At 39.3% G+C, this 21,711-nt stretch carries 21 protein-coding genes; all 21 read left to right on the top strand.

Annotated elements, in window-relative coordinates:
- Window positions 1-60 precede the first annotated feature (60 nt).
- The gene (locus V7783_RS01615) at window positions 61-993 is read left to right on the top strand and encodes a chemotaxis protein (RefSeq protein ID WP_064666493.1); all 933 of its coding nucleotides are present in this window, start codon (window positions 61-63) and stop codon (window positions 991-993) included.
- Between the two features lie 20 nt (window positions 994-1,013).
- On the top strand, window positions 1,014-1,844 hold the full coding sequence (locus tag V7783_RS01610) for a CheR family methyltransferase (protein WP_335677241.1): 831 nt from the start codon (window positions 1,014-1,016) through the stop codon (window positions 1,842-1,844).
- Between the two features lie 194 nt (window positions 1,845-2,038).
- Window positions 2,039-2,449, top strand: coding sequence for a flagellar basal body rod protein FlgB (gene flgB / locus V7783_RS01605; protein ID WP_064666495.1), 411 nt, complete (start codon window positions 2,039-2,041; stop codon window positions 2,447-2,449).
- 2 nt (window positions 2,450-2,451) lie between these two features.
- Window positions 2,452-2,883: a flagellar basal body rod protein FlgC gene (gene flgC / locus V7783_RS01600; RefSeq protein WP_064666496.1), complete on the top strand. Its 432-nt coding sequence runs from the start codon at window positions 2,452-2,454 to the stop codon at window positions 2,881-2,883.
- Window positions 2,884-2,897: 14 nt separating this feature from the next.
- A complete protein-coding gene (locus V7783_RS01595; protein ID WP_335677240.1) occupies window positions 2,898-3,578 on the top strand; it encodes a flagellar hook assembly protein FlgD in 681 nt (226 codons plus the stop codon).
- A gap of 55 nt (window positions 3,579-3,633) precedes the next feature.
- Entirely contained in the window at window positions 3,634-5,001 is a 1,368-nt protein-coding gene (flgE, locus tag V7783_RS01590; protein ID WP_335677239.1) for a flagellar hook protein FlgE, read from the top strand.
- Between the two features lie 155 nt (window positions 5,002-5,156).
- The gene (locus tag V7783_RS01585; protein ID WP_335677238.1) at window positions 5,157-5,921 is read left to right on the top strand and encodes a flagellar basal body rod protein FlgF; all 765 of its coding nucleotides are present in this window, start codon (window positions 5,157-5,159) and stop codon (window positions 5,919-5,921) included.
- A 21-nt stretch (window positions 5,922-5,942) separates the two neighbouring features.
- Entirely contained in the window at window positions 5,943-6,731 is a 789-nt protein-coding gene (gene flgG / locus V7783_RS01580) for a flagellar basal-body rod protein FlgG (RefSeq protein ID WP_064666500.1), read from the top strand.
- A gap of 18 nt (window positions 6,732-6,749) precedes the next feature.
- Window positions 6,750-7,433, top strand: a complete 684-nt coding sequence (flgH, locus tag V7783_RS01575; RefSeq protein WP_335677237.1) for a flagellar basal body L-ring protein FlgH — start codon at window positions 6,750-6,752, stop codon at window positions 7,431-7,433.
- 12 nt (window positions 7,434-7,445) lie between these two features.
- A complete protein-coding gene (locus tag V7783_RS01570; protein WP_335677236.1) occupies window positions 7,446-8,540 on the top strand; it encodes a flagellar basal body P-ring protein FlgI in 1,095 nt (364 codons plus the stop codon).
- Window positions 8,541-8,672: 132 nt separating this feature from the next.
- On the top strand, window positions 8,673-9,641 hold the full coding sequence (flgJ, locus tag V7783_RS01565; protein WP_335677235.1) for a flagellar assembly peptidoglycan hydrolase FlgJ: 969 nt from the start codon (window positions 8,673-8,675) through the stop codon (window positions 9,639-9,641).
- A gap of 1 nt (window position 9,642) precedes the next feature.
- Window positions 9,643-11,649: a flagellar hook-associated protein FlgK gene (gene flgK / locus V7783_RS01560; RefSeq protein WP_335677234.1), complete on the top strand. Its 2,007-nt coding sequence runs from the start codon at window positions 9,643-9,645 to the stop codon at window positions 11,647-11,649.
- A 2-nt stretch (window positions 11,650-11,651) separates the two neighbouring features.
- A complete protein-coding gene (gene flgL, locus V7783_RS01555) occupies window positions 11,652-12,884 on the top strand; it encodes a flagellar hook-associated protein FlgL (RefSeq protein ID WP_335677233.1) in 1,233 nt (410 codons plus the stop codon).
- 352 nt (window positions 12,885-13,236) lie between these two features.
- Window positions 13,237-14,208: a flagellin N-terminal helical domain-containing protein gene (locus tag V7783_RS01550; protein ID WP_335677232.1), complete on the top strand. Its 972-nt coding sequence runs from the start codon at window positions 13,237-13,239 to the stop codon at window positions 14,206-14,208.
- Window positions 14,209-14,645: 437 nt separating this feature from the next.
- Window positions 14,646-15,620 (top strand): flagellin N-terminal helical domain-containing protein, encoded by a 975-nt coding sequence (locus tag V7783_RS01545; protein WP_335677231.1) that lies wholly within the window; start codon window positions 14,646-14,648, stop codon window positions 15,618-15,620.
- Between the two features lie 162 nt (window positions 15,621-15,782).
- Entirely contained in the window at window positions 15,783-16,754 is a 972-nt protein-coding gene (locus V7783_RS01540; protein WP_335677230.1) for a flagellin N-terminal helical domain-containing protein, read from the top strand.
- Between the two features lie 76 nt (window positions 16,755-16,830).
- Window positions 16,831-17,265, top strand: a complete 435-nt coding sequence (locus V7783_RS01535; RefSeq protein WP_335677229.1) for a flagellar protein FlaG — start codon at window positions 16,831-16,833, stop codon at window positions 17,263-17,265.
- Window positions 17,266-17,296: 31 nt separating this feature from the next.
- Window positions 17,297-18,715: a flagellar filament capping protein FliD gene (fliD, locus tag V7783_RS01530; protein WP_335677228.1), complete on the top strand. Its 1,419-nt coding sequence runs from the start codon at window positions 17,297-17,299 to the stop codon at window positions 18,713-18,715.
- 26 nt (window positions 18,716-18,741) lie between these two features.
- On the top strand, window positions 18,742-19,170 hold the full coding sequence (gene fliS / locus V7783_RS01525) for a flagellar export chaperone FliS (protein WP_335677227.1): 429 nt from the start codon (window positions 18,742-18,744) through the stop codon (window positions 19,168-19,170).
- Window positions 19,160-19,459, top strand: coding sequence for a hypothetical protein (locus tag V7783_RS01520; protein ID WP_335677226.1), 300 nt, complete (start codon window positions 19,160-19,162; stop codon window positions 19,457-19,459). The genes fliS and V7783_RS01520 overlap by 11 nt, the downstream gene beginning before the upstream one ends.
- An 8-nt stretch (window positions 19,460-19,467) precedes the next feature.
- Entirely contained in the window at window positions 19,468-21,549 is a 2,082-nt protein-coding gene (locus V7783_RS01515) for a motility associated factor glycosyltransferase family protein (protein ID WP_335677225.1), read from the top strand.
- Window positions 21,550-21,711: the final 162 nt, after the last annotated feature.

Genomic DNA, 21,711 nt, shown 5'->3' with positions numbered 1-21,711 from the left:
GCTTTACAGAAAGAAAGCAATTATTGTTCCGTTCTTATATGCTTTCTTTAGGAGATTGAAATGGCAGGCATTTTAGACTCAGTTAATCAACGTACTCAGTTGGTTGGGCAAAACCGCCTTGAATTATTATTATTCAAGCTCAGAGGGCGGCAGCGCTTTGGTATTAATGTGTTTAAAGTGAGAGAAGTACTGCAATGCCCTCCTTTAACAAATATGCCAAAGTCAAACCCTTATATAAGAGGGGTCGCGCACATTCGTGGGCAAACTATTTCAGTAATCGATTTATCGATGGCTGTAGGTGGCCCTGCTATCGAGAATATCAAAGATAGTTTTATCATCATTGCTGAATATAACCGCTCTGTGCAAGGTTTTTTAGTCGGTGGCGTTGAGCGAATAGTTAATATGAATTGGGAAAAAATAATGCCACCGCCATCAGGTGCGGGTCGATATTCGTATTTAACTGCGGTAACAGAAATTGAAAACGAATTGGTTGAAATTCTCGATGTAGAAAAAATATTAAATGAAATCTGTCCGGTAAATACCGAAGTCAGTGCTGAAATAGCAAATGACGGTGAAATTCAAAAAGATTTGGGCGAGCGTATTGTATTTATTGCCGATGATTCTGCGGTTGCTCGTAATCAAGTTAAACGTGCGCTAGAACCATTAGGCGTACAAACAGAGCTTGCTAAAAATGGCAAAGAGGCGCTGATCCGGTTACGAGAGATTGCCGAGCTAGATTGTAAAAATGATATTACCGAGCGAGTAGGGTTGTTGATCTCTGATGTTGAAATGCCAGAAATGGACGGCTATACCTTAACAGCAGAAATTAAAGCAGATCCTAAATTAGCGCCATTGCATGTTATTTTACATACATCACTCAGTGGCGTATTTAATCAGGCGATGATTGAAAAAGTGGGCGCTGATGACTTTATTGCTAAGTTCAATCCGGATGAATTAGCGACAGCAGTGAAGAAATGGGTTCATTGTGACTAATTTGAAAAGGCGGTGTAACTTTGGAAAATAAGCATTTAGAGCAACGCGAGTACGATCAGTTTCGTTCTTTTTTAGAGCAACAATGCGGTATTGTGCTAGGTGATAATAAGCTTTATTTAGTCAAAAGCAGACTTGCTCCGCTAATGGTACGTTTTAATATTGCATCATTGTCGCAATTAGTTAGTAAAACACTGAGCCCACATGAGCGGCAGTTACGTGCCGCTGTGGTCGATGCGATGACCACTAATGAAACCTTGTGGTTTCGGGACCAGTACCCGTTTGAACTATTGCAAAGTAAGTTATTTCCAGAACATAAAGAGTTGCGCCGACCGCTGAAAATTTGGTCTGCGGCAAGTTCGTCAGGGCAAGAGCCGTATTCTATAGCAATGTCAGTTGCTGAGTTTCAAGCTAAACAGCCGGGCGTGTTAAAAATGGGAGCGCAGATCATCGGCACTGATATTTCTAATACCATGTTAGATATGTGCAAACATGCAGAATACGACTCCCTTGCTTTAGCTCGAGGGCTTTCGGCAGAACGCAGGAAGAAATTCTTTAAAGATAGCGGCAATGGCATGGCGCAAGTGAATGAGCCAATCAAGAAACTGGTAAGTTTTCGCCACCTCAATTTATTGGATTCATATGCGTTAATGGGTAAATTCGACATTATTTTTTGCCGTAATGTACTCATTTATTTTGCGCCAGAAGTTAAAGCAAAGATTATTGCGCAATTCGCGCAGGCGCTTAATCCTAAAGGGTACTTATTCTTAGGAGCTTCGGAATCGATGTCGGGATTAAGTGACGAATTTGATATGGTGCGTTGTAACCCTGGCATTATTTATCAAAAGAAATAATCCTAAGTAGCGCTACAAATGAAGTATTAAATATCAAATAGTTTGCATGTAAACTTGAGCGAACAACTCTATAAACGATGTGATTTCACATCGTTTTTCTTTTTAAATCAAATCATTAAACACCTCTTTAAACGCTAACTTAGTTGGCTCACCTTTTGCATTAATCATCCTAAGTCAATTTTTTGGAGATGGTTATGGCTATCAGTTTTGATAAAGCATTTGGGGTTCATCCTCATGCAATGTTGATCCGTTCGCAACGTGCAGAGTTATTAGCAACCAATATCGCTAATGCTGATACGCCGGGCTATAAAGCGAAAGACATCGACTTTGCCTCAGCGTTAAAAGCGGCAAAAAGCCACCAGCAAGGCGGCAATAACATGGTCACAACGGATGCAAATCACATTGCCGGTGGCAGTCGTTATGTTGGTAATAGTGAAATGTTTCGCTCGCCAAATCAAGCAGATACAGGTGATGGTAACTCAGTTGATATACAAGTGGAACGAAACTTGTATACAAAGAACTCATTAGAGTATCAGGCAAGCCTGCAATTTATGAGTGGTAAAATTTCAGGCCTTAAAAAAGCCCTCGGTAGTCAAGGAGCCTAAGCATGAGTTTATATAACGTTTTTGATATTTCGGGTACAGGTATGAGTGCACAAAATGTGCGTTTGAATACAACCGCGAGTAATATTTCGAATGCGAATACCATTAGCTCAAGCCAAGACAAAACGTACCGAGCGCGTCACCCTGTTTTTGCTGCTGAGCTGATGAAAGCATCAGAATCAACTGGCAATAATCAGGGGTCGTCTGTTGGCGTTAAAGTGTTAGGAATTGTAGAGAGTGATAAACCGCTACAAATTGAATATAACCCAAATCACCCAAGTGCGGATGAAAACGGTTATATCTACAAACCTAACGTTAATGTCGTTGAAGAAATGGCTAATATGATTTCTGCCTCACGCTCTTATCAAACCAATGTGCAAGTTGCTGATGCAGCGAAGCAAATGTTAAGTAAAACACTGTTGCTTGGGCAGCGGTAATTGAGGGTTAGATTATGAGTAACGATATCAGCACTGCATCGTCAAGTTACATTGATTCACTTCGCGGGGCGAATAACCAAGTTACTGACGAAAAGAAAAGTGATGCACTAACGCAAGAAGACTTTTTCTCGTTGTTAACGCAGCAGCTGTCGTTTCAAGACCCCAGCAAACCTGCAGACAACGATCAAATGATTGCGCAAATGACTAGCTTTACTATGGCTGAAGGTATCTCAAACCTTAATAGTAACTTTCAGTCGTTAGCAGCATCAATGACATCAAATTCAGCACTGCAAGCATCTACTTTGGTGGGTAAGCAAGCATTGTTAGAATCTGACACATTAGATTTGAATGAAACAAGTGATGCAAAAGGTACTGTGGTTGCTGAAGCTCCTGTAGAGAACTTGTTTTTACGAATACAAGATTCATCAGGCCAACTTGTCCGCAGTATTGACCTGGGTGCACAATCTGCTGGGGCGATACGTTTTTCATGGGATGGTAAAAATGAAGCGGGTGAGCGCTTACCACCAGGGGAATATACTATCAAAGGCGAAGGACAGCTAAATGGAGAATATACAAGCCTACCTATCGCAACGTTTAAAAACATTGAAAGTGTCAATATTAACGGTGCCAACGGCATTATTGTAAACACAAAAGAAGGTGCGGTTAGGCTAGCTGACGTTGCAGAAATCGCGTAAAAATTTTAATTATTAGTTAGCTTTAGGCTAAACATTGACAGATTAGAGGTGAATTATGAGCTTCAATATTGCATTAACGGGCATTGCTGCCGCACAAAAAGACTTGGATGTAACTGCAAATAATATTGCTAACGTAAATACCACAGGTTTTAAAGAGTCACGAGCTGAGTTTGCAGATGTCTATGCATCTTCGGTGTTTAGCTCAGGGAAAACTAAAAATGGTGATGGTGTTCAAACCACGATGGTTGCGCAGCAATTTCACCAAGGTTCATTAAAGTTCACACAGAACTCTCTTGATTTAGCGATCACAGGCGAAGGCTACTTTGCAATGAGCCAAGATTTAGGCGCGCAAGATTTTACGTACAGTCGTGCTGGTGCGTTTAAGCTAAATAAAGATAACTTCATTGTTGATGCTAAGGGTAATTACCTGCAGGGTTTTCCTGTAGATGAAGCCACTGGCGATACTACATCCGTTAGTTTAAGCACGTCTTCAGCATTGCAGATCCCAGATTCATCGGGTTCGCCACGTGCAACAACTAACGTGTATTCATCATTTAATTTAGATTCACGGGCCAGTGCTCCTTCAGTCACTACTTTTGATCCTGAAATTAGTGCATCATATAACAGCTCTACTTCTACAACGGTATATGACTCATTGGGTGAGCCACACGTTTTACAATTTTTCTTTGTGAAAACTGATGCTGCCGTAACGGGTAATGACAATGAGTGGCAAACTTTTGCGACTTTAGATGAAAAGCCATTTAGCCCAGCGGGTGTTGCTGAGACTGCAACGCCTTATACGCCTATCTCAACGTTTCAATTTGATTCAAGTGGTTTACCGCTAAGTACGGATGGTAATGCTAATACGGGAACTACATTTAACCCATTAGCAATTCCTGGTGGTGCAGGTGCCGCTACAGGTCTTTCTGATCTGTTATCCAATGGCGCTAGTTTCCCAGAAGATATAAATATTAATTGGCGTGATGAAGCCGGTACAACAAATAAAGTACCAACCCAATATGCCAGCCGTTTTGAAGTTAAAGCACTTGAGCAAGATGGCGCAACAGTAGGGCGTTTAGCCGGTATTGATATTGGCACTGATGGGAAAATTGTAGCTTCATACAGCAATGGTGATACCTCGTTCCTAGGGCAAGTAGCTATGGTGCGCTTTTCTAACTCACAAGGCTTACAACAAGCAGGTGATACCGGTTGGAAAAAAAGTTTAACCTCAGGTGAACCGATTGCTGGTGAACCAGGTTCAGGTACCTTAGGTTCTATTAATTCATCTGCGCTTGAGCAATCAAACGTTAACTTAACCAATGAGCTAGTTGATTTGATCAGCGCACAACGTAATTTCCAGGCTAACTCTCGTGCACTTGAAGTGAATTCAACACTCCAACAGGCAATTCTACAGATCCGATAATTTCGGTTCTACTTTTTATAATCCGACACCGAGGCCGCTATTTATTAGCGGCCTTTTTTGTTTACCTCATATCTTGCTAGCATTTATCACGTCAATTTATTGTGGCACTTATCTTGCATTTATCATTTTATAGATTTTTAACGTGAGTCGATGTTATGGACAAGATGGTCTACATTGCAGCGTCTGGGGCTAAGCAAAGTTTGCGGGGCCTAGAGCTTAAAGCAAATAATTTAGCAAACGCGAATACCACAGGTTTTAAATCTGACTTCGCGCAAGCACGCTCGATGCAAGCGTTTGGTGAAGGTTTACCAACACGTGTTTTTACTATGCAGGAACGTCCAGGTTCGAATATGACATCCGGCGGTATCGTTGAAACTGGTCGTGATCTTGATATTGCGATGAGCGATAAAGGTTGGTTAACAGTACAAGATGCATCAGGTAACGAAGCCTATACCAAAGTTGGTACGCTGAATATTACCCCTGATGGCGCTTTAATGACTAGCCATGGCCGTCAAGTTGTTGGCGAAGGTGGACCTATTATTTTACTGCTGCCAATTGAAAAAATTGAATTCAGTGAAGATGGCTCGATCCAAGTACGTCCGCAAGGTGCACCAGCTAACTTTTTAGAAGTTGTCGACCGTTTAAAGGTAATTAAAGCGAACAACTCAGAGCTTGAAAAAGGCAATGATGGTCTATTTCGACCAAAACCTGAGTTACTGGAAAATGATATATGTGGATTTTGCGACATTGCGACTGATGTAAAAGTGCTCAGTGGCACCTTAGAGATGTCTAATGTGAATCCAGTACATGAAATGGTGGACATGATAAGCCATCAACGCCAATTTGAATTACAAGTTAAGCTAATGAAAACGGCAGAAGAAATTGACGAACGACATACTCAATTACTGCGTATTGTTTAACTTTATTGAGAGGACATTAGTATGAATCCTGCATTGTGGATAAGTAAAACTGGGCTTGATGCTCAACAAACCGATATTTCGGTTATCTCAAATAATTTAGCCAATGCGAGTACTGTTGGTTATAAGAAAAGCCGTGCTGTATTTGAAGATTTGCTGTACCAAAATATCAATCAGCCGGGTGGCCGTTCATCACAAGATACCGAAATGCCTTCAGGTTTAATGCTCGGTGCTGGTACTAAAGTTGTTGCTAACCAGAAAAACTTTTCGCAGGGTAATATGTTAACCACAGAAAACTCATTGGATTGGATGATCTCCGGTCCGGGCTTTTTTGAAGTATTACAACCTGATGGCAATATTGCCTACTCTCGAAATGGTCAGTTCACTACCGATGAAGATGGTCGCATTGTAACTGCGGGGGCTGGTTTTCCCGTACAACCAGAAATGAATGTTCCTGATGATGCGCAGTCAATTACCGTATCGCAAGATGGTGAAGTATCTGTACGTATTGCCGGGCAGCCTGAAAATGTGGTGATTGGTCAGCTGACAATCAGTGACTTTATTAATCCATCGGGTCTTGAGCCGGTAGGACAAAATTTATATACCGAAACAGCCGTCAGTGGTGCTCCTGTACAAGGTAATCCCGGGCTTGAAGGATTAGGTACTGTTGTGCAGGGTGCGCTTGAAACATCTAACGTAAATGTAACCGAAGAATTAGTTAACCTGATTGAAACTCAACGTATTTATGAGATGAATTCAAAAGTGATTTCAGCGGTTGATGAAATGATGAGTTACATCAGTCAGCAACTTTAACTAATTTGGAGCAGGATTATGCGTAATTTATCAATAGTCTTCACTGGCGCATTTATCTTGAGTGGTTGTATGACGACTCAAAATCTTCATGTGGTTCAAGATGATCCATACTATGCTCCTATGTATCCAGAGCCTGCTGCTGAGCAAGTAGTACCAACAGGTTCATTGTTTGATAGTTATCTATCAAACGATTTATATTCGGATAAAAAAGCCTTACGTACTGGCGACATCATCACAGTAAAACTGCAAGAAGCGACCCAAGCAACTAAAGCGGCAAAAACTGAAACAGATAAGGAAAGTGACGCAAGTCTCGATCCGGTGATTGGTTTAGGGGGATTACCTGTCAATATTGGTGGTGACAGTATCCAATTTGGTATCGGCAGTGACTCATCGTTTAAAGGTGATTCAAAATCGAATCAGTCAAATAGTTTGTTTGGTGATATATCGGTCAATGTGATGCGAGTATTGCCCAATGGTAACTTAGTGATCCGTGGTGAAAAGTGGTTAACTTTAAACACCGGTGAAGAATTTATTCGTCTAGAAGGGCTTGTTCGCCCGCAAGATGTAACCGCAGATAATACTGTGACCTCTAACAGAATTGCCAATGCACGCATTCAATATTCTGGTAAAGGGCAAATACAAGAGACACAAAGTGGCGGATGGTTAACACGATTCTTCAGTAGTGCTCTGTTCCCTTTTTAAAGGATGTTGATAATGAATAACTTAAAAGTGTTGTTGTGCGTATGTTTATTGGGTTGGCATTATAATGCCAGCGCTGAACGTATCAAAGATGTATCAATGGTTGAGGGTGTTCGTTCAAACCAGTTAGTCGGTTATGGTCTGGTAGTTGGTTTACCGGGCACAGGAGAGCAAAGCCGTTTTACTGAACAAAGCTTTAAAGCCATGCTGAATAGCTTTGGCATCACCATGGCTTCAAATTTAAAACCTAAGATTAAAAATGTGGCAGCAGTGGCTGTTCATGCTGAATTACCTGCATTTCGAAAACCCGGTCAAACTATTGATATTACCGTATCATCTATTGGTAGTGCCGGTAGTTTACGCGGTGGCACATTATTGCAAACTTTTCTAAAAGGGGTTGATGGTAATACTTATGCGGTAGCACAAGGCAGTTTGATCGTAGGTGGTTTAGGCGTTGAAGGTGCTGATGGCAGTAAAGTGGTAATGAATACACCCACTGTAGGGCGTATACCAAACGGCGCAACAGTCGAACGCGCCATTAAAAGCCCTTTCATGCAAGGTGATTACATTACCTTTAACCTGAATCGTCCAGATTTCACTACTGCAAAGCGGTTAGAGCAAACGATTAATGATCTTATTGGCCCAGATAGTGCCCATGCACTTGATGCCGCATCTATTCGGGTGATTGCACCGCGTGATGCATCACAGCGTGTGGCTTATTTATCGACTCTTGAAAACCTCGAGTTTAAACCGGCAGATACATCAGCAAAAATTATTGTCAACTCACGGACAGGGACTATTGTAATAGGCAAAAATGTTAAATTACAAGCAGCGGCAATTACTCATGGTGGCCTGACGGTTACCATTGCAGAACAACAGAATGTATCGCAACCTAATGCGTTAAGTGAGGGGGAAACTGTTGTTACTAACCAAAGTATAATCGACGTTGACCAAGATGACTCACGGGCATTTGTGTTTAACCCTGGCGTGAGCCTTGATGACTTAGTACGCGCAATTAATGAAGTCGGTGCTGCACCAGGTGATTTAATGGCGATACTCGAAGCATTAAAAGAAGCGGGTGCAATTAGCGGCCAGCTTGTGGTAATTTAATTATGAAAGGCCCTAGGTTCTAGGTTACTAGAATTTAGGGTATATTCCGCTTTCCTTTTCTGCATAGTAACTTCTTATTGGCGCAATTTTTGCATTGTTAATTTCATTATTAATCACTGTGTCAAATTGCTGATGGATACTAATCATCTCGATAAACAAAACTTCTTTGATTTAGGCAATCTTAATACGTTACGTCAAGACGCCTTAAAAAGTGACGCCTCGCCAGAAGCATCAAAAGAAGCATTAAAAAAAGCAGCGGCACAATTTGAATCTATTTTTACGCAGATGTTGCTTAAAAGCATGCGCAAGGCCAATGAAGCGTTTGAAGATAAAGACAGCCCATTCAATTCCAGTGGCGTAAAGTTTTTTGAAGAAATGCATGACCAGCAGTTATCAGTTGATCTTTCGTCAAAAGGCTCATTGGGCTTAGCCGATCTGATTGTGCAACAACTCTCTCCTGATGCAAAAGGCTTTACCCCAAGCTCGGTGCTACGTACCACTGATAATTTCAGTAGTGATCAACGTGCAAGCGGTAAAAGTGCTGATAGTTCGCCTGACATGGCTGCTGTCACTAGCAGTTCATCAACAGCGAAGAAGCCGCAATTTGAAAATGCAGAAGATTTTATCAGTAGTGTTTGGGAACATGCCAAAACGGCGGCTGAAAAAATTGGTTTGAACCCTGCAGTAATGGTTGCCCAAGCGGCGCTTGAGACGGGGTGGGGTAAGCATATTATTAATAAAAGTGATGGTAACAGCAGTTTTAACTTATTTAATATCAAATCAGATAGAAGCTGGCAGGGTGAGAAAGCCAATAAAATGACACTGGAATTTGAGCAAGGCACGCCAGTTAAAAAACAAGCCAGCTTTCGGGCTTATGAATCGATTAAAGACAGCGTGAATGATTTTGTACAGTTTTTAACAGAAAACCCACGCTACCAAGAAGCATTACAAAATACCGCAAAACCAGCTGCCTTTTTAGATTCACTTCAAAAAGCTGGTTATGCCACAGACCCCAATTATGCTGACAAAATTAAGCAAGTACTGAATCACAGTGAGCTTAAAACATTGGCGACATCATTGGTTCGCCAAGGAGTAAATTAACATGTCGTTTAACTTATTAGATATTGCTAATTCAGGTGTTCGCGCCAATTCAGAATTACTGCAAACGACCAGTAAAAACATTGCTAATGTGAATACGGTTGGTTATGTACGCGAACGTACAGAGCACATGACCATGATTGACAATCAAGTGGGTCGTGGAGAAACGTATCGCTTATTAAATGAGTTTGCCCAAAAGCAACTTAATCGCGACACCTCAAATAAAACCTTTTTTGATCAATTTGTAACAGAAGCAAGTCGGGTCGATACTTTGTTTTCAGAAGAGTCAAATAGTTTGTCGACCAGTGTTAATTCGTTATTTAATAATATTCAAGAAAGTTTAAATCAGCCCTCATCTTCAGTCGCGCGTTCATTAGTAATGACTGATGCCGAGAATATGCTTGATCAGATGGACAGGCTTTCAGGTATTGTGTTTGATCAAAAAAATATAGTGAATGAGCAGTTAGATATTTTCTCAGATGAAGCCAATACTTTAATTCAAAATATTAGTGATTTGAATAAGCAAATAGCAGCAGTTAATGGAACTCGCAATGCTGCAGATTCAAGTACTATATATAACGAGCGAGATTTAGCTATTCGCAAGCTATCAGAATTAATCGATGTAGAAACACTGGATGGCCCCAATGGTGAAAAGCTGGTTTTTATGGGCACAGGTGAGTCATTAGTAATGCAAGATGGTGCGTTTAACTTATTTTCGATGACTGGTGATCCGGATCCTAACTTTAAAGAGTTACGCCTTGATGTTAATGGTGGCAAAGCGGTGCCGCTTGAAGTTGATGCAAGTAAATTAAAAGGTAAAATTGGTGGCTTGTTGGCATTTCGCGATGACATTTTAGTACCAGCACAAAATCAGCTTGGTCAGATGGGCTTAGCAATTGCTGATGCGTTTAATCAACAAAACCGTTTAGGTATGGACGGCAATGGCGAACTCGGTGGGGATATTTTTGCTATTCCGACTGTGGGAGCTTATGCCTATCAAGCCAACACGGGTAATTCAAGTATGACGGCAACCTTAGAGCCAGGCAAAGGTAGTGAAATACCTGCCAGTGATTTTATTGTTACTTATACTAGTGGTACAACCGTTGAAATACAGCCTGTAGATAATAAAGGTGAGCCATTAGGTGCTCCTTCAACCGCGGATATCGTGGCTGGCGTAATTGATTCATCGACTATTACAGGCGGGGAATCGTTTGGTTTACAATTAACTGTGTCGGGTAGTGGTAATGCTGGTGATCAATTCTCAGTGAAGCTTAATGCAGAAGCTGCATCAAGCTTAACGCTTGCGACAAATAGACCTGAAGCGTTAGCATTAGCATCCCCAATCCGTACTGCGGGTAATATAAATAATACCGGTAATGCTAATATATCGGTTGGCACAGTGAGCAGTGTAACGAGTGGTGGGTTTACAACGACAAGCCCACCTGGTTTAGCAAATGGTGATATCAGTATTGTTAAAACCGCAAACGCAAATGAATACACGCTAACAGATGGAAGTGGTACAACGACATTTACCATCACACCTCCTGCTGAGAATATGCTTGCTCAAGCTGGTGCGCCTTACGACACTTACGGATTTGATTTTAACATTGAAGGAACCCCCGCTATTGGTGATAGTTTTTCATTAGAGTTTAACGAAGGTGGCTTTGATGATAATCGCAATGGCTTACTGTTGGCTGGGCTACAAAGTGGTGAGTTAGTGCGGCAGAATGTGACCACAACCGCATCGGCTGATAATCATAAAACTTTTAATCAAGCTTATGCGGGATTAGTCACTGATATAGGTGTGGTAACTAATCAAGCAATGACTAATGGGGCTGCATTTGAAGCCTTAGCTCAACAATCTGAAGCCTGGTATGAATCCCTGTCAGGGGTAAATTTAGATGAAGAAGCTGCAAATTTGTTACGTTTTCAGCAGTCTTACGCAGCCTCAGCACAAGTGCTTTCAACGGCTCGTACAATTTTTGACACATTACTTAGTGCTGCGAGGTAATTATGCGTTTATCAAATAACCAAATGTATCAAAATAGCCTAAATTCTATTTTGAATAACCAACAGAATGTTAATAAAGCGCAAGAGCAAGTAAATACTCAAAAGCGAGTACTGACTGCGTCTGATGATCCATCAGCAACCGCCCGAGCTTTACTGTATACCGACCGTATTCAAGCAAATGAACAGTATAGTAAAAACATTACCATGCTGACGAGTCGCTTAAATACTCAAGAAAGTGTGCTGGAAAATATTAAAGGCTCACTTGAAAAAGCTTATACATTGGCAATTCAAGCCGGTAATGGGGTTTATACGGATATAGACCGTGAAGGCATTGCAGAGGAACTTAAATCAATACAAAGTAGTGTGCTCGATTTAATGAATGCTAAAACTGAAGATGGCAAATATATATTTTCGGGTTATCAAGATAACACGCAAACCTATTCTCTCGATTCATCAACAGGCAAATATGTTTATGGTGGCGATCAAGGCCAGCACAAGATCAAAGTAGCAGAAGGGGTTGAGATAAAATCAAGTGATAACGGTTTTGATACCTTCGAAAAGGTCAATGCGCGTTTAAATGTTGCCTCTAATGATGGTGTTGCATCTGGTGGCATCACCAGCGCCCAAGTATATATACGAGAGCAAGCACAATTTGATGCATTTCATAAAGCCAACTATAACGCAGATCCTAGCGCTGCAGCTGGAGCAAACACGTTTAATATTATTACAACCGCTGGCAGCCCAAATTCATATTCAGTAGAGCAAGGCGGTAATGTCGTTACGTCAGGCACATTTGATGGCTCTCCACTTAAGTTTGCTGGTATGGAAATCAGTATGAACCCTGTTGCAACCGGGCAAGTGGACTTTACACTTGAGGCTCCACAAAAAGAAAACGTGTTAAATACGCTAAGTGACTTAATCGCAGGTCTCACCGATCCAACACTAAGCCAAGACGATTATGATCAAGTACTCGCTGCTGCGATGATCCAAATTGATAACAGTAAAAATACTGTATCTTTAACTCAAGCAGGATTAGGAGGGCGATTAAATACCACTGAAAAAATCACCCAATCGAATAGTGATCTGGATGTCAATAATAAATCATCGCGAGCAGATTTAGTTGAACTTGATATGGCAGAAGCAATCACAGAGCTCACCAAGCAAGAAACGGCACTGCAAGCTTCACAGGCAACTTTTGGCCGCTTAGCTAAACTCTCATTGTTTGATTACTTATAAGTAAGCTATAAGAACACCAAGAGTAAGGCAAAACATTGCCTTACTTTGCTATTTACCCACCTTCTAAGACTCTTATCTTTATTATTTAATTACTTAGCTGATACTGAACTAGAACATATTTAGTTAACCGCATAGCGTTGTTTTCGGTGTGTGATAATCTTTTTATGTGACTAAAAGTTAATTAATAACAATCAGATAATAAAATAATTAAAAAAAACTTAAAAAAAAGCTAAAGGATTTTTCGAGCAGACCGATAACTTAATTAACCAAGCAAAGCGTTGTAAATAACAACCACTGCTTAATCTAAGTAAGTTTGAGAGTAAATGATAAGTTTACTTCGGGAGAGATAATCATGGCTTTATATGTAAATACAAATGTTAGTGCATTAAACGCACAAAGACAATTAAACAATTCTGGTAATGCACTAGATACATCATTCCAACGTTTATCATCTGGTTTGCGTATTAATAGCGCAAAAGATGATGCGGCAGGTCTACAGATTTCTGACCGTTTAACATCACAAATTAACGGTTTGAATCAAGGTAACCGTAATGCAAACGATGGTATTTCATTAGCACAAACGGCTGAGGGTGCACTTGACGAAGTTACAGCAATGTTTCAACGAGTACGTACTCTTGCACAACAAGCAACTAATGGTTCAAATACTGACGAAGACCGTTTAGCGATTCAAGAGGAAATTAGATCTTTGTCTGCTGAAGTCAACCGAGTTGCAGAAGATACGACTTTTGGTGGTCAAAACCTATTAGATGGCACATATGATGCCAAGTTCCAAGTTGGCGCTGACGCGGTCCAAACGATTGGCTTTAGTATGCAAAATGTAGGTGGTACCGCTACAACTAACAGTATCTCTACAAATGGTGGATTTACTATGTCAGGTATCGCTGGGGTAGCCAGTGCCGTCGGTGGTAAAGGTTTAACTACGCTTGCCGCTGGTGTATCTGATATCGCAGGCTCTGCGATTGGCGCGACTAGTGACTTTGCTACTAAGTTTACTGAAACAGGTATCAGTGTTTCATCACAAACAAATGCTCAGTATGTTTTAGCTGGTATGGATGCAATGATTGCTGTAGTTGACAAAAAACGTGCTGAATTAGGTGCGGTGCAAAACAGATTCCAGTCAACTATTCGTAACCAATCAAATATTGCTGAAAATTTAAGCGCTGCAAAATCACGTATTAAAGATACCGATTTCGCCGCTGAGACCGCGAACTTAACTAAGATGCAGATTTTACAACAAGCTAGCCAAACAATCTTGAGCCAAGCAAATCAGCGTCCACAGGCTGCATTAAGCCTACTTGGATAAGATTAGGAATTGAGTCAATAATTTGACTGAAAAGAAAAGCGCCTTTGTCTAATGGGGTATTAACAAAGGCGCTATTGAAGGATTGTAAAGCGGAGGCTTAAAAATCCATCTGTAGTGTTCTAACATTTGTAAGAACATAATAAATAAAGCATAAAGTGTGCCACTTCATTGCTTTTGAAAACCCACTCTCAAACTTATCTTTCAAAGGCTTCTTCTAGAAGCCTTTTTTCATTGTGTATCCTCACATACTATTCTTTGTGCAACTATAAAAAGTTGGCCTAAAGCTTGCTCTACTCTTATTAAGTTTTTAAATAACCTGCAAAGTGGCAGTTTTTTGCCCCAGGCAATTAAAGTTTGCCGTTGTAATGAGTCACTTTGTCAAATACTACCATCTCAAGGTGGTGGCTTAACTTTGACAGATAAGAAGAGAGTTTATTATGGCTTTATATGTAAATACAAATGTGAGTGCATTAAATGCACAAAGACAACTTGAAAGAACTGGGGGCGACCTTGATACTTCATTTAAACGTCTATCTTCAGGTTTACGTATTAACAGTGCTGCAGATGATGCGGCAGGGTTGCAAATCTCTGATCGCTTACAATCGCAAATCCTGGGTTTAAACCAAGGTAACCGTAACGCTAATGATGGAATTTCATTAGCGCAAACAGCTGAAGGTGCAATGGATGAAATTACGTCGACTTTTCAACGCATCCGAACACTAGCACAACAATCTGCTAATGGTTCAAATACTGATGAAGATCGTTTGGCAATTCAGGAAGAGATCCGTCAGTTATCTTCAGAGGTAAATCGAATTGCTGCTGACACCACATTTGGTGGACAAAACCTTCTAGATGGTAGTTATGCAGCGAGCTTTCAAGTTGGCGCTGATGCTGTACAGACAATTGGTTTTAGCATGCAGGATGTGGGCACTACTGCTGGAGGGGCAAATAGTGTTTCTGCCAATGGTGGATTTACTATGTCTGGTATTGCGAGTATTGCTTCAGCCGTTGCAGGTAAGGGGATGTCTACATTAGCCGCAGGTATCAGTAATGTTTCCTCTTCATTAACAGAAGCGACAGTAGGCTTTAGTAGTATCACCGCAGCTAATATTAGTGTGTCTAGTCAGGTGAATGCACAACAAGTTTTTGCCGCTATGGATGCAATGATAGCTGTTGTTGATAAAAAACGTGCTGAATTAGGTGCTGTACAAAACAGATTTCAATCGACTATTCGTAACCAAGCTAATATTTCTGAAAATTTAGCTTCTGCAAAATCTCGAATCAAAGATGCTGACTTTGCAATGGAAACTGCAAACCTAACTAAAAACCAAATTTTACAACAAGCTAGTCAAACTATTTTAGGTCAAGCAAATCAAAGACCTCAAGCAGCATTGAGCTTATTACAAGGTTAAAATTAAATAAAAGTTAAATTATTTTACAAATAAAGCTAAAGCTTTCGCTTTATCAGACGATAACTGATTTAGAGAACTACAGATCTAGGACTCTATGTCGACTTAATAACTGGGTAGGGGTATCTCGTTATTGAGTTATAAAATGATAAAGCGGAGGCTAATATGGCTATCTATGTAAATACTAATGTGAGTTCACTGAACGCACAGCGCCAGTTAATGAAATCTGGTAATCAGCTTGATACATCCTTTCAACGTCTATCATCAGGCTTACGCATTAATAGTGCAAAAGATGACAGTGCTGGTATGCAAATATCTAACCGTTTAACTGGTCAAGTTAATGGTTTGAATCAAGGTAACCGTAATGCTAACGATGGCATTTCACTTGCTCAAACGGCTGAAGGTGCTCTGGACGAAGTAACAACAATGTTCCAACGAGTTCGTACTCTTGCTCAACAAGCAACGAATGGTTCAAATACTGATGAAGATCGTTTAGCGATTCAAGAAGAAATAAGATCATTAGCTGCTGAAGTTAATCGTGTTGCAGAAGATACTACCTTTGGTGGGCAAAACCTTTTAGATGGCAAATATGATGCTAAATTTCAGGTTGGTGCTGATGCGGTCCAAACTATAGGTTTTAGTATGCAAAACGTAGGTGGTACTGCAGCTACAAATAGCATTTCAACTAATGGTGGATTTACTATATCAGGTATTGCCGGTGTTGCTAGTGCTGTAGGTGGTAAAGGTTTAACCACGCTTGCTGCTGGTGTATCTGATATCGCAGGCTCTGCGATTGGTGCTACAAGCGACTTTGCAACTAAGTTTACTGAAACGGGTATCAGTGTTTCATCACAAACAAATGCACAGTATGTTTTAGCTGGCATGGATGCAATGATCGCAGTAGTAGATAAAAAACGAGCAGAGCTAGGTGCTGTGCAAAATCGTTTCCAATCAACGATTCGAAATCAAGCTAATATTTCTGAAAACTTGTCTGCGGCACGCTCGCGTATTCAAGATACTGACTTTGCATCAGAGACAGCAAATTTAACTAAGATGCAGATACTACAACAAGCAAGTAGCTCAATTCTCAGTCAAGCAAACCAGCGTCCACAAGTAGCGTTATCGTTACTAGGGTAGGCAGCTATTAGGTCATTATTGGGATTTTATCTCGATAATGACTTATACTTTGTTTGTATTTTGAAGGAGAGCTACCATGGCTGACTTAGGTGCATTAATTAAATCGAGTGAAAATTTCACCACTAATTCAACATTTATAAATAAAAATGAATTAAATGAGGCAAGTAAAAAAGCAGTTATTGAGCAGACAGGTATAAAAACTGCTGATAGGGAGCCAGTGTTTGTTGATGACAGCAAGCAACTTGATTCCAAAAGTGAAAGAAAAGCACTAATTGATGAAGTGAAAGAAAATTTAGAGAAATTAAATAAGTATATTCCCGTTACTTCAACAAATTTGAAGTTTGAATTTGATGAACAAGGGGATCCGCCAATAATCAAAGTATTTGATAAAACCAGCGAAGAAGTTATTCGCGAAATTCCCACTGAAGAGTTTAGAGAAGTTGCTAAAGCTTTAGATGAATTTGCCGATAAACTTACTAATAAAGGTTTGTTATTTAATCAAACAGTATAATATTTTTTGGAACAGATAGTAGGAGAGAGGTATGCCACTTATAACATCCGCAGGTATTGGATCTGGGTTGGACCTTGAAAGTATCATTCAGGCAACTGTTGATGCCGAAAATGTTCCAAAAATGAATGCTTTTGCAAAAAAAGACAAGTCACTAGAGGTTGAAATATCATCAATCGGAGAGATCAAGTCTGCGTTATCCAAGCTACAAGACACAATAAAAAAACTAGCTGATCCTGATAACTTCAATAAACGCATTGCTAATATCACTCAACCAACAAGTGATGACGGTGATCTCGTCTCCGTTACTCCAACAAAAGATATTACGCCTGGTAATTTTAAAATTGAAGTTTTAGCACTGGCTCAGGGTAGTCGTGCAACGTCAAACGACGCTGTACCTCCTTTATTTTCTTCTACTGACGATGTAGTTACTGCTTCTGGAGGCACCTTATCATTTGCAGCTGGAGACAAAAGCTTTGATCTAACTCTCGATGCGGGTGCAACATTAGCTGATTTACGTGATGCAATTAATGACTCCGATGATAATTTTGGCGTAACAGCAAATATAATAAACACTGGTACTGAGTCAAAGTTGGTACTTACTTCGAGTGTGAGTGGTGCTGGTAATGACTTGGTAATCACCAATGATAATGCTGAGCTTGATAATGTATCTACTGATGCTAATGGAGGAGCTCCTGGTAGTGGTGGTATTGGTATAACAGCTGGAAATGAAGCAAAAAGCGCAGTAATTAAAGTTGATGGTATTGAAATTACTAATGACACAAATACGTTTAAAGATGCAGTGCAAGATATGACTATTACTGCTAAGCGTGAAAGTGTCGATGGAGAAACTGCAAAATTAGCTGTTAGTTATGACCGAGAAAGTGTTACAACATTAATTGATGAATTTATTGCTAATTATAACAATGCAATAGGGCAGTTAGGCCTGCAATCGAGAGTTGGTAAACCTTTAAATAGTGATGCAACCATTCGTACGTTGAGCTCGCAGATGGTCAATATGCTTTCTACAAATTTAACTGATGCAGGGCCGTTTACAAGTATTTTCGATATTGGTTTGGGTGTTGATAAGAAAGGTTACCTAGAAAAATCAACTTTAGTCCGTAGTTTAAATACAGCAATGGATGAGAACTTTGACAATATTGGCAAGGCCTTTGCAGGTGAAAATGGGGTTGCCAAACAGTTCGAATCTTTTTTAGATAATTACGTAAGTTCAAAAGGAATATTGAAACAACGAGAAGATAATCTAAACACGCAGGTTACTGATCTAGAAGATGATGTGCTAAAGCATGAGTTTAGAATGAGCGAATTAGAAGGCAGGCTTAGAAAGCAATATGCGGGCTTAGATGTGTTGCTGGCGCAAATGCAGTCAACACAACAGTACTTAGGAGCCCAGCTTGCAAGTTTGCCTGGATTTACAAGAGACAAATCATAATAAATTTGATTTAAAAGGGTTTTAATATGTATAACGCCAAAGTGAAAAATTATCAGAAAGAAGCACTCAAAACACGAGTTGCTGGTGCTGATCGTTATGAAATTATTCAAATGCTAATGGCTGGTGCAATTGAAAAGATGGTGCTATCTAGAGTTGCAATTGAAAAGAAACAACTTGAAGCAAAAAGTGAACACTTATCCAAAGCATCGGCAATTATAGAGGCTTTACGTAGCTGCTTAGATTTTGAGTTAGGCGGTGAAGTAACTGAAAACTTATATGCGCTTTACTCTTATATGATTGACCGTCTTATTGATGCTAGTATCAAAAATGATCCTGAAATTGTCACTGAAGTTTCTAATTTATTAAAAGAGATCAAGTCTGCTTGGGACGCAATTCCGCACGATGTTAGGGAGCAAACACTTCGTGAAAATGGTGCTGATGCCAATGTCGGATGAGCGTTTAGTAGACATAGAAAAGCAAATTAAAACTACTGAGCAGTTATTGGATACGAGTGATTTTGAAGTATTGGCAGAAGCCGTTACAAATTTAGAGCTTGCTATTAGAACGTTTTTTGAAGACACACATCTTTTAGATAATTCAGAGCTACCTGCCTATCAAAAAATATATGATACATTCTCTTTGTTAACACTAAAGGTAGCATTAAAAAGAAGAGAGCTTGCAGAGGCATTAGGTAATCATTTAAGTACGAAGAAAAAGCTCAATGTTTATAAAAGTATAAAATAGGTCACGTAATGATGGCAAATAATCAGTCAGTAGAAGAACAGTTAGAATTACTTTCAAGTAAAATTGATGACACATTGACGCAGCAAAAAAGAGAACAAGAGTTTGCAAACCAAGCGAATTTAAAGTTTGAAGAAAACCTTCTCGCTTTTAAAAAATATTTTCCTGATATTTTTGAAAAGTTTCAAAAATATCAACCAAACGAACAGTTTCAATTTATTTTAAATGATAATGGCACTGCTAATATTATTGACTATGACACTCAGGTACCTATGTACTCTGAGGACCCCATCAAACAAGCTATTGAACAAGTTAATAATAATATTAAGTCGCCAATTCTGGGCAAAACAGATCACTCGGCAATTTCCGCAATCCAAAACCCCTTAGATTTTATCCATATTGATTTAATGAATAAAATGGGGGAAGTGTTTGGCGAAGCTAAGGCAAATTTACGAGATAATAGTTGTTTAGAAGAGAAGTTACCAAGTTTGATGCTGTTTGGAATTGGCTTAGGTTATCATTTACCAGAGTTAATCGAGAAGCGAGAAATCAGTTTTATTAATATTATTGAGCCAAATGAAGATTACTTTTTTGCAAGTTTATTTGTAGCTGACTGGAAAAATATTTTAGAAAGTATAGATAATAATGGAAGCTTCCTTTATTTGGGAATCGGCATGTCCGAAGATGAGGTATTCAAAAATATTTATGATCGAAGTCGAAATGTAGGTATCGCTTCGGTAAGTTATACTTGGTTTTATCAACATTACCCATCCCAAAAAATGAATAAATGGATTGATGAGTTTAAGGTGAACTTCCATCAATTTTTTACTGGCTTCGGTTTCTTTGATGATGCAATGATGGGGATAGCTCATACTCTTGGTAATCTAGAGAATGAATTTAACCTAATGAGTGTGCAAAAGCCGATGAAGCATGAGATGGCTGACTTTCCTGTAGTCATTATTGCTAATGGACCTTCTCTTGATCAAGAAATTGAATTCTTACAGCAAATACAAGATAAGGTTGTTATTTTTTCTTGTAATTCGGCATCTACAGCTTTAGTTAAAAAAGGGATCATACCTGATTTTCATGTCGCTTTAGAAAGAACAGAAATGACATATGACTTTTTAAGGGATTTTTTACCTGAAGAAGCACGTCAAAAAATGAATTTATTGGTCACAAATGTTATGCATCCAAAGGTGGCTAGTTTGTTTCCATGGACAGGTTATGGATTAAAAGGAAATGAATCTGCTACTCAATTAGTACATTTATCGCAATTTATTAATCGAAAACCAATCACTGAAATACTTTCGTATTGTAATCCATTGGTGGGAAATACAGCGTTGAGTTATGCATGCCATCTTGGTTTTAAGAATATCTATCTCTTTGGGGTAGATAATGGTTATGTTGATGAAGATTACCATCATTCTAAATCTAGCTTTTATTATAATAAAGAAGGTCAAGTAGAGCATAAACCATTAAAAATCGGTAAGCAGATTGCACTTCCAGGTAATTTTGTTCCTACAATACTTACTGATGAGTTTATGAGTGTGGGTAACATCCAAATGGAAAAGCTTATAAATTCATTTAAAAACGAAGGCATTAATTTTTATAACTGTAGTAACGGTGCGAAAATTAAAGGTGCAACGCCTCTTCAGTCTGACTACATTTATTTAGAACCGACTTCATTGGATAAATCAAATGTAGTTGAATATGTGAAAGAGCATCGCTTTTCTACAAGAGTTCAACTTAGCGAAGTTGAAGCTTTACTACATTTTGAAGAGTTTACTGAGTTCTGTAAAACAATGGCTGAGATATTAAAAGAAAATACAGCGATCCGTTCTGATGCTCTTAATAATCTGTTAAAAAGTGTTCGCTATCTGTACTCATTTAAAAATTCCGCGAAATATTTAAACGTATTTTTGTTGTTTGAAGGTGAAGTTCTTTATACAGCTTCTTTGTTAGTATCTTTACTTTATAACTATGGAGATGAAACGGAAATTTTAGAATATTATAATAAAGCACTTAATTGCTGGGTTTCCTTTATTGAAAGTGCTCCTGACTATTACAAAGAAAATGTACGGTTATGTAAATAGATACTTTAAAAAGAATTTTATCTTTATATTTAATCGTTTGACGATGAAAATCTTGGGCTTGATATATTTATTGCTAGAGTCAGATACTTAAATATATCAAGTGGATTATGCATTCCCTTCATCAGAAGAATTTAAGATTATGACCGCAAAAAAAACAACAAG

Origin of the sequence: Pseudoalteromonas sp. (assembly GCF_036960685.1) — a bacterium.
Taxonomy (GTDB): domain Bacteria; phylum Pseudomonadota; class Gammaproteobacteria; order Enterobacterales; family Alteromonadaceae; genus Pseudoalteromonas.
This window is presented reverse-complemented; position numbering and strand designations above follow the sequence as displayed.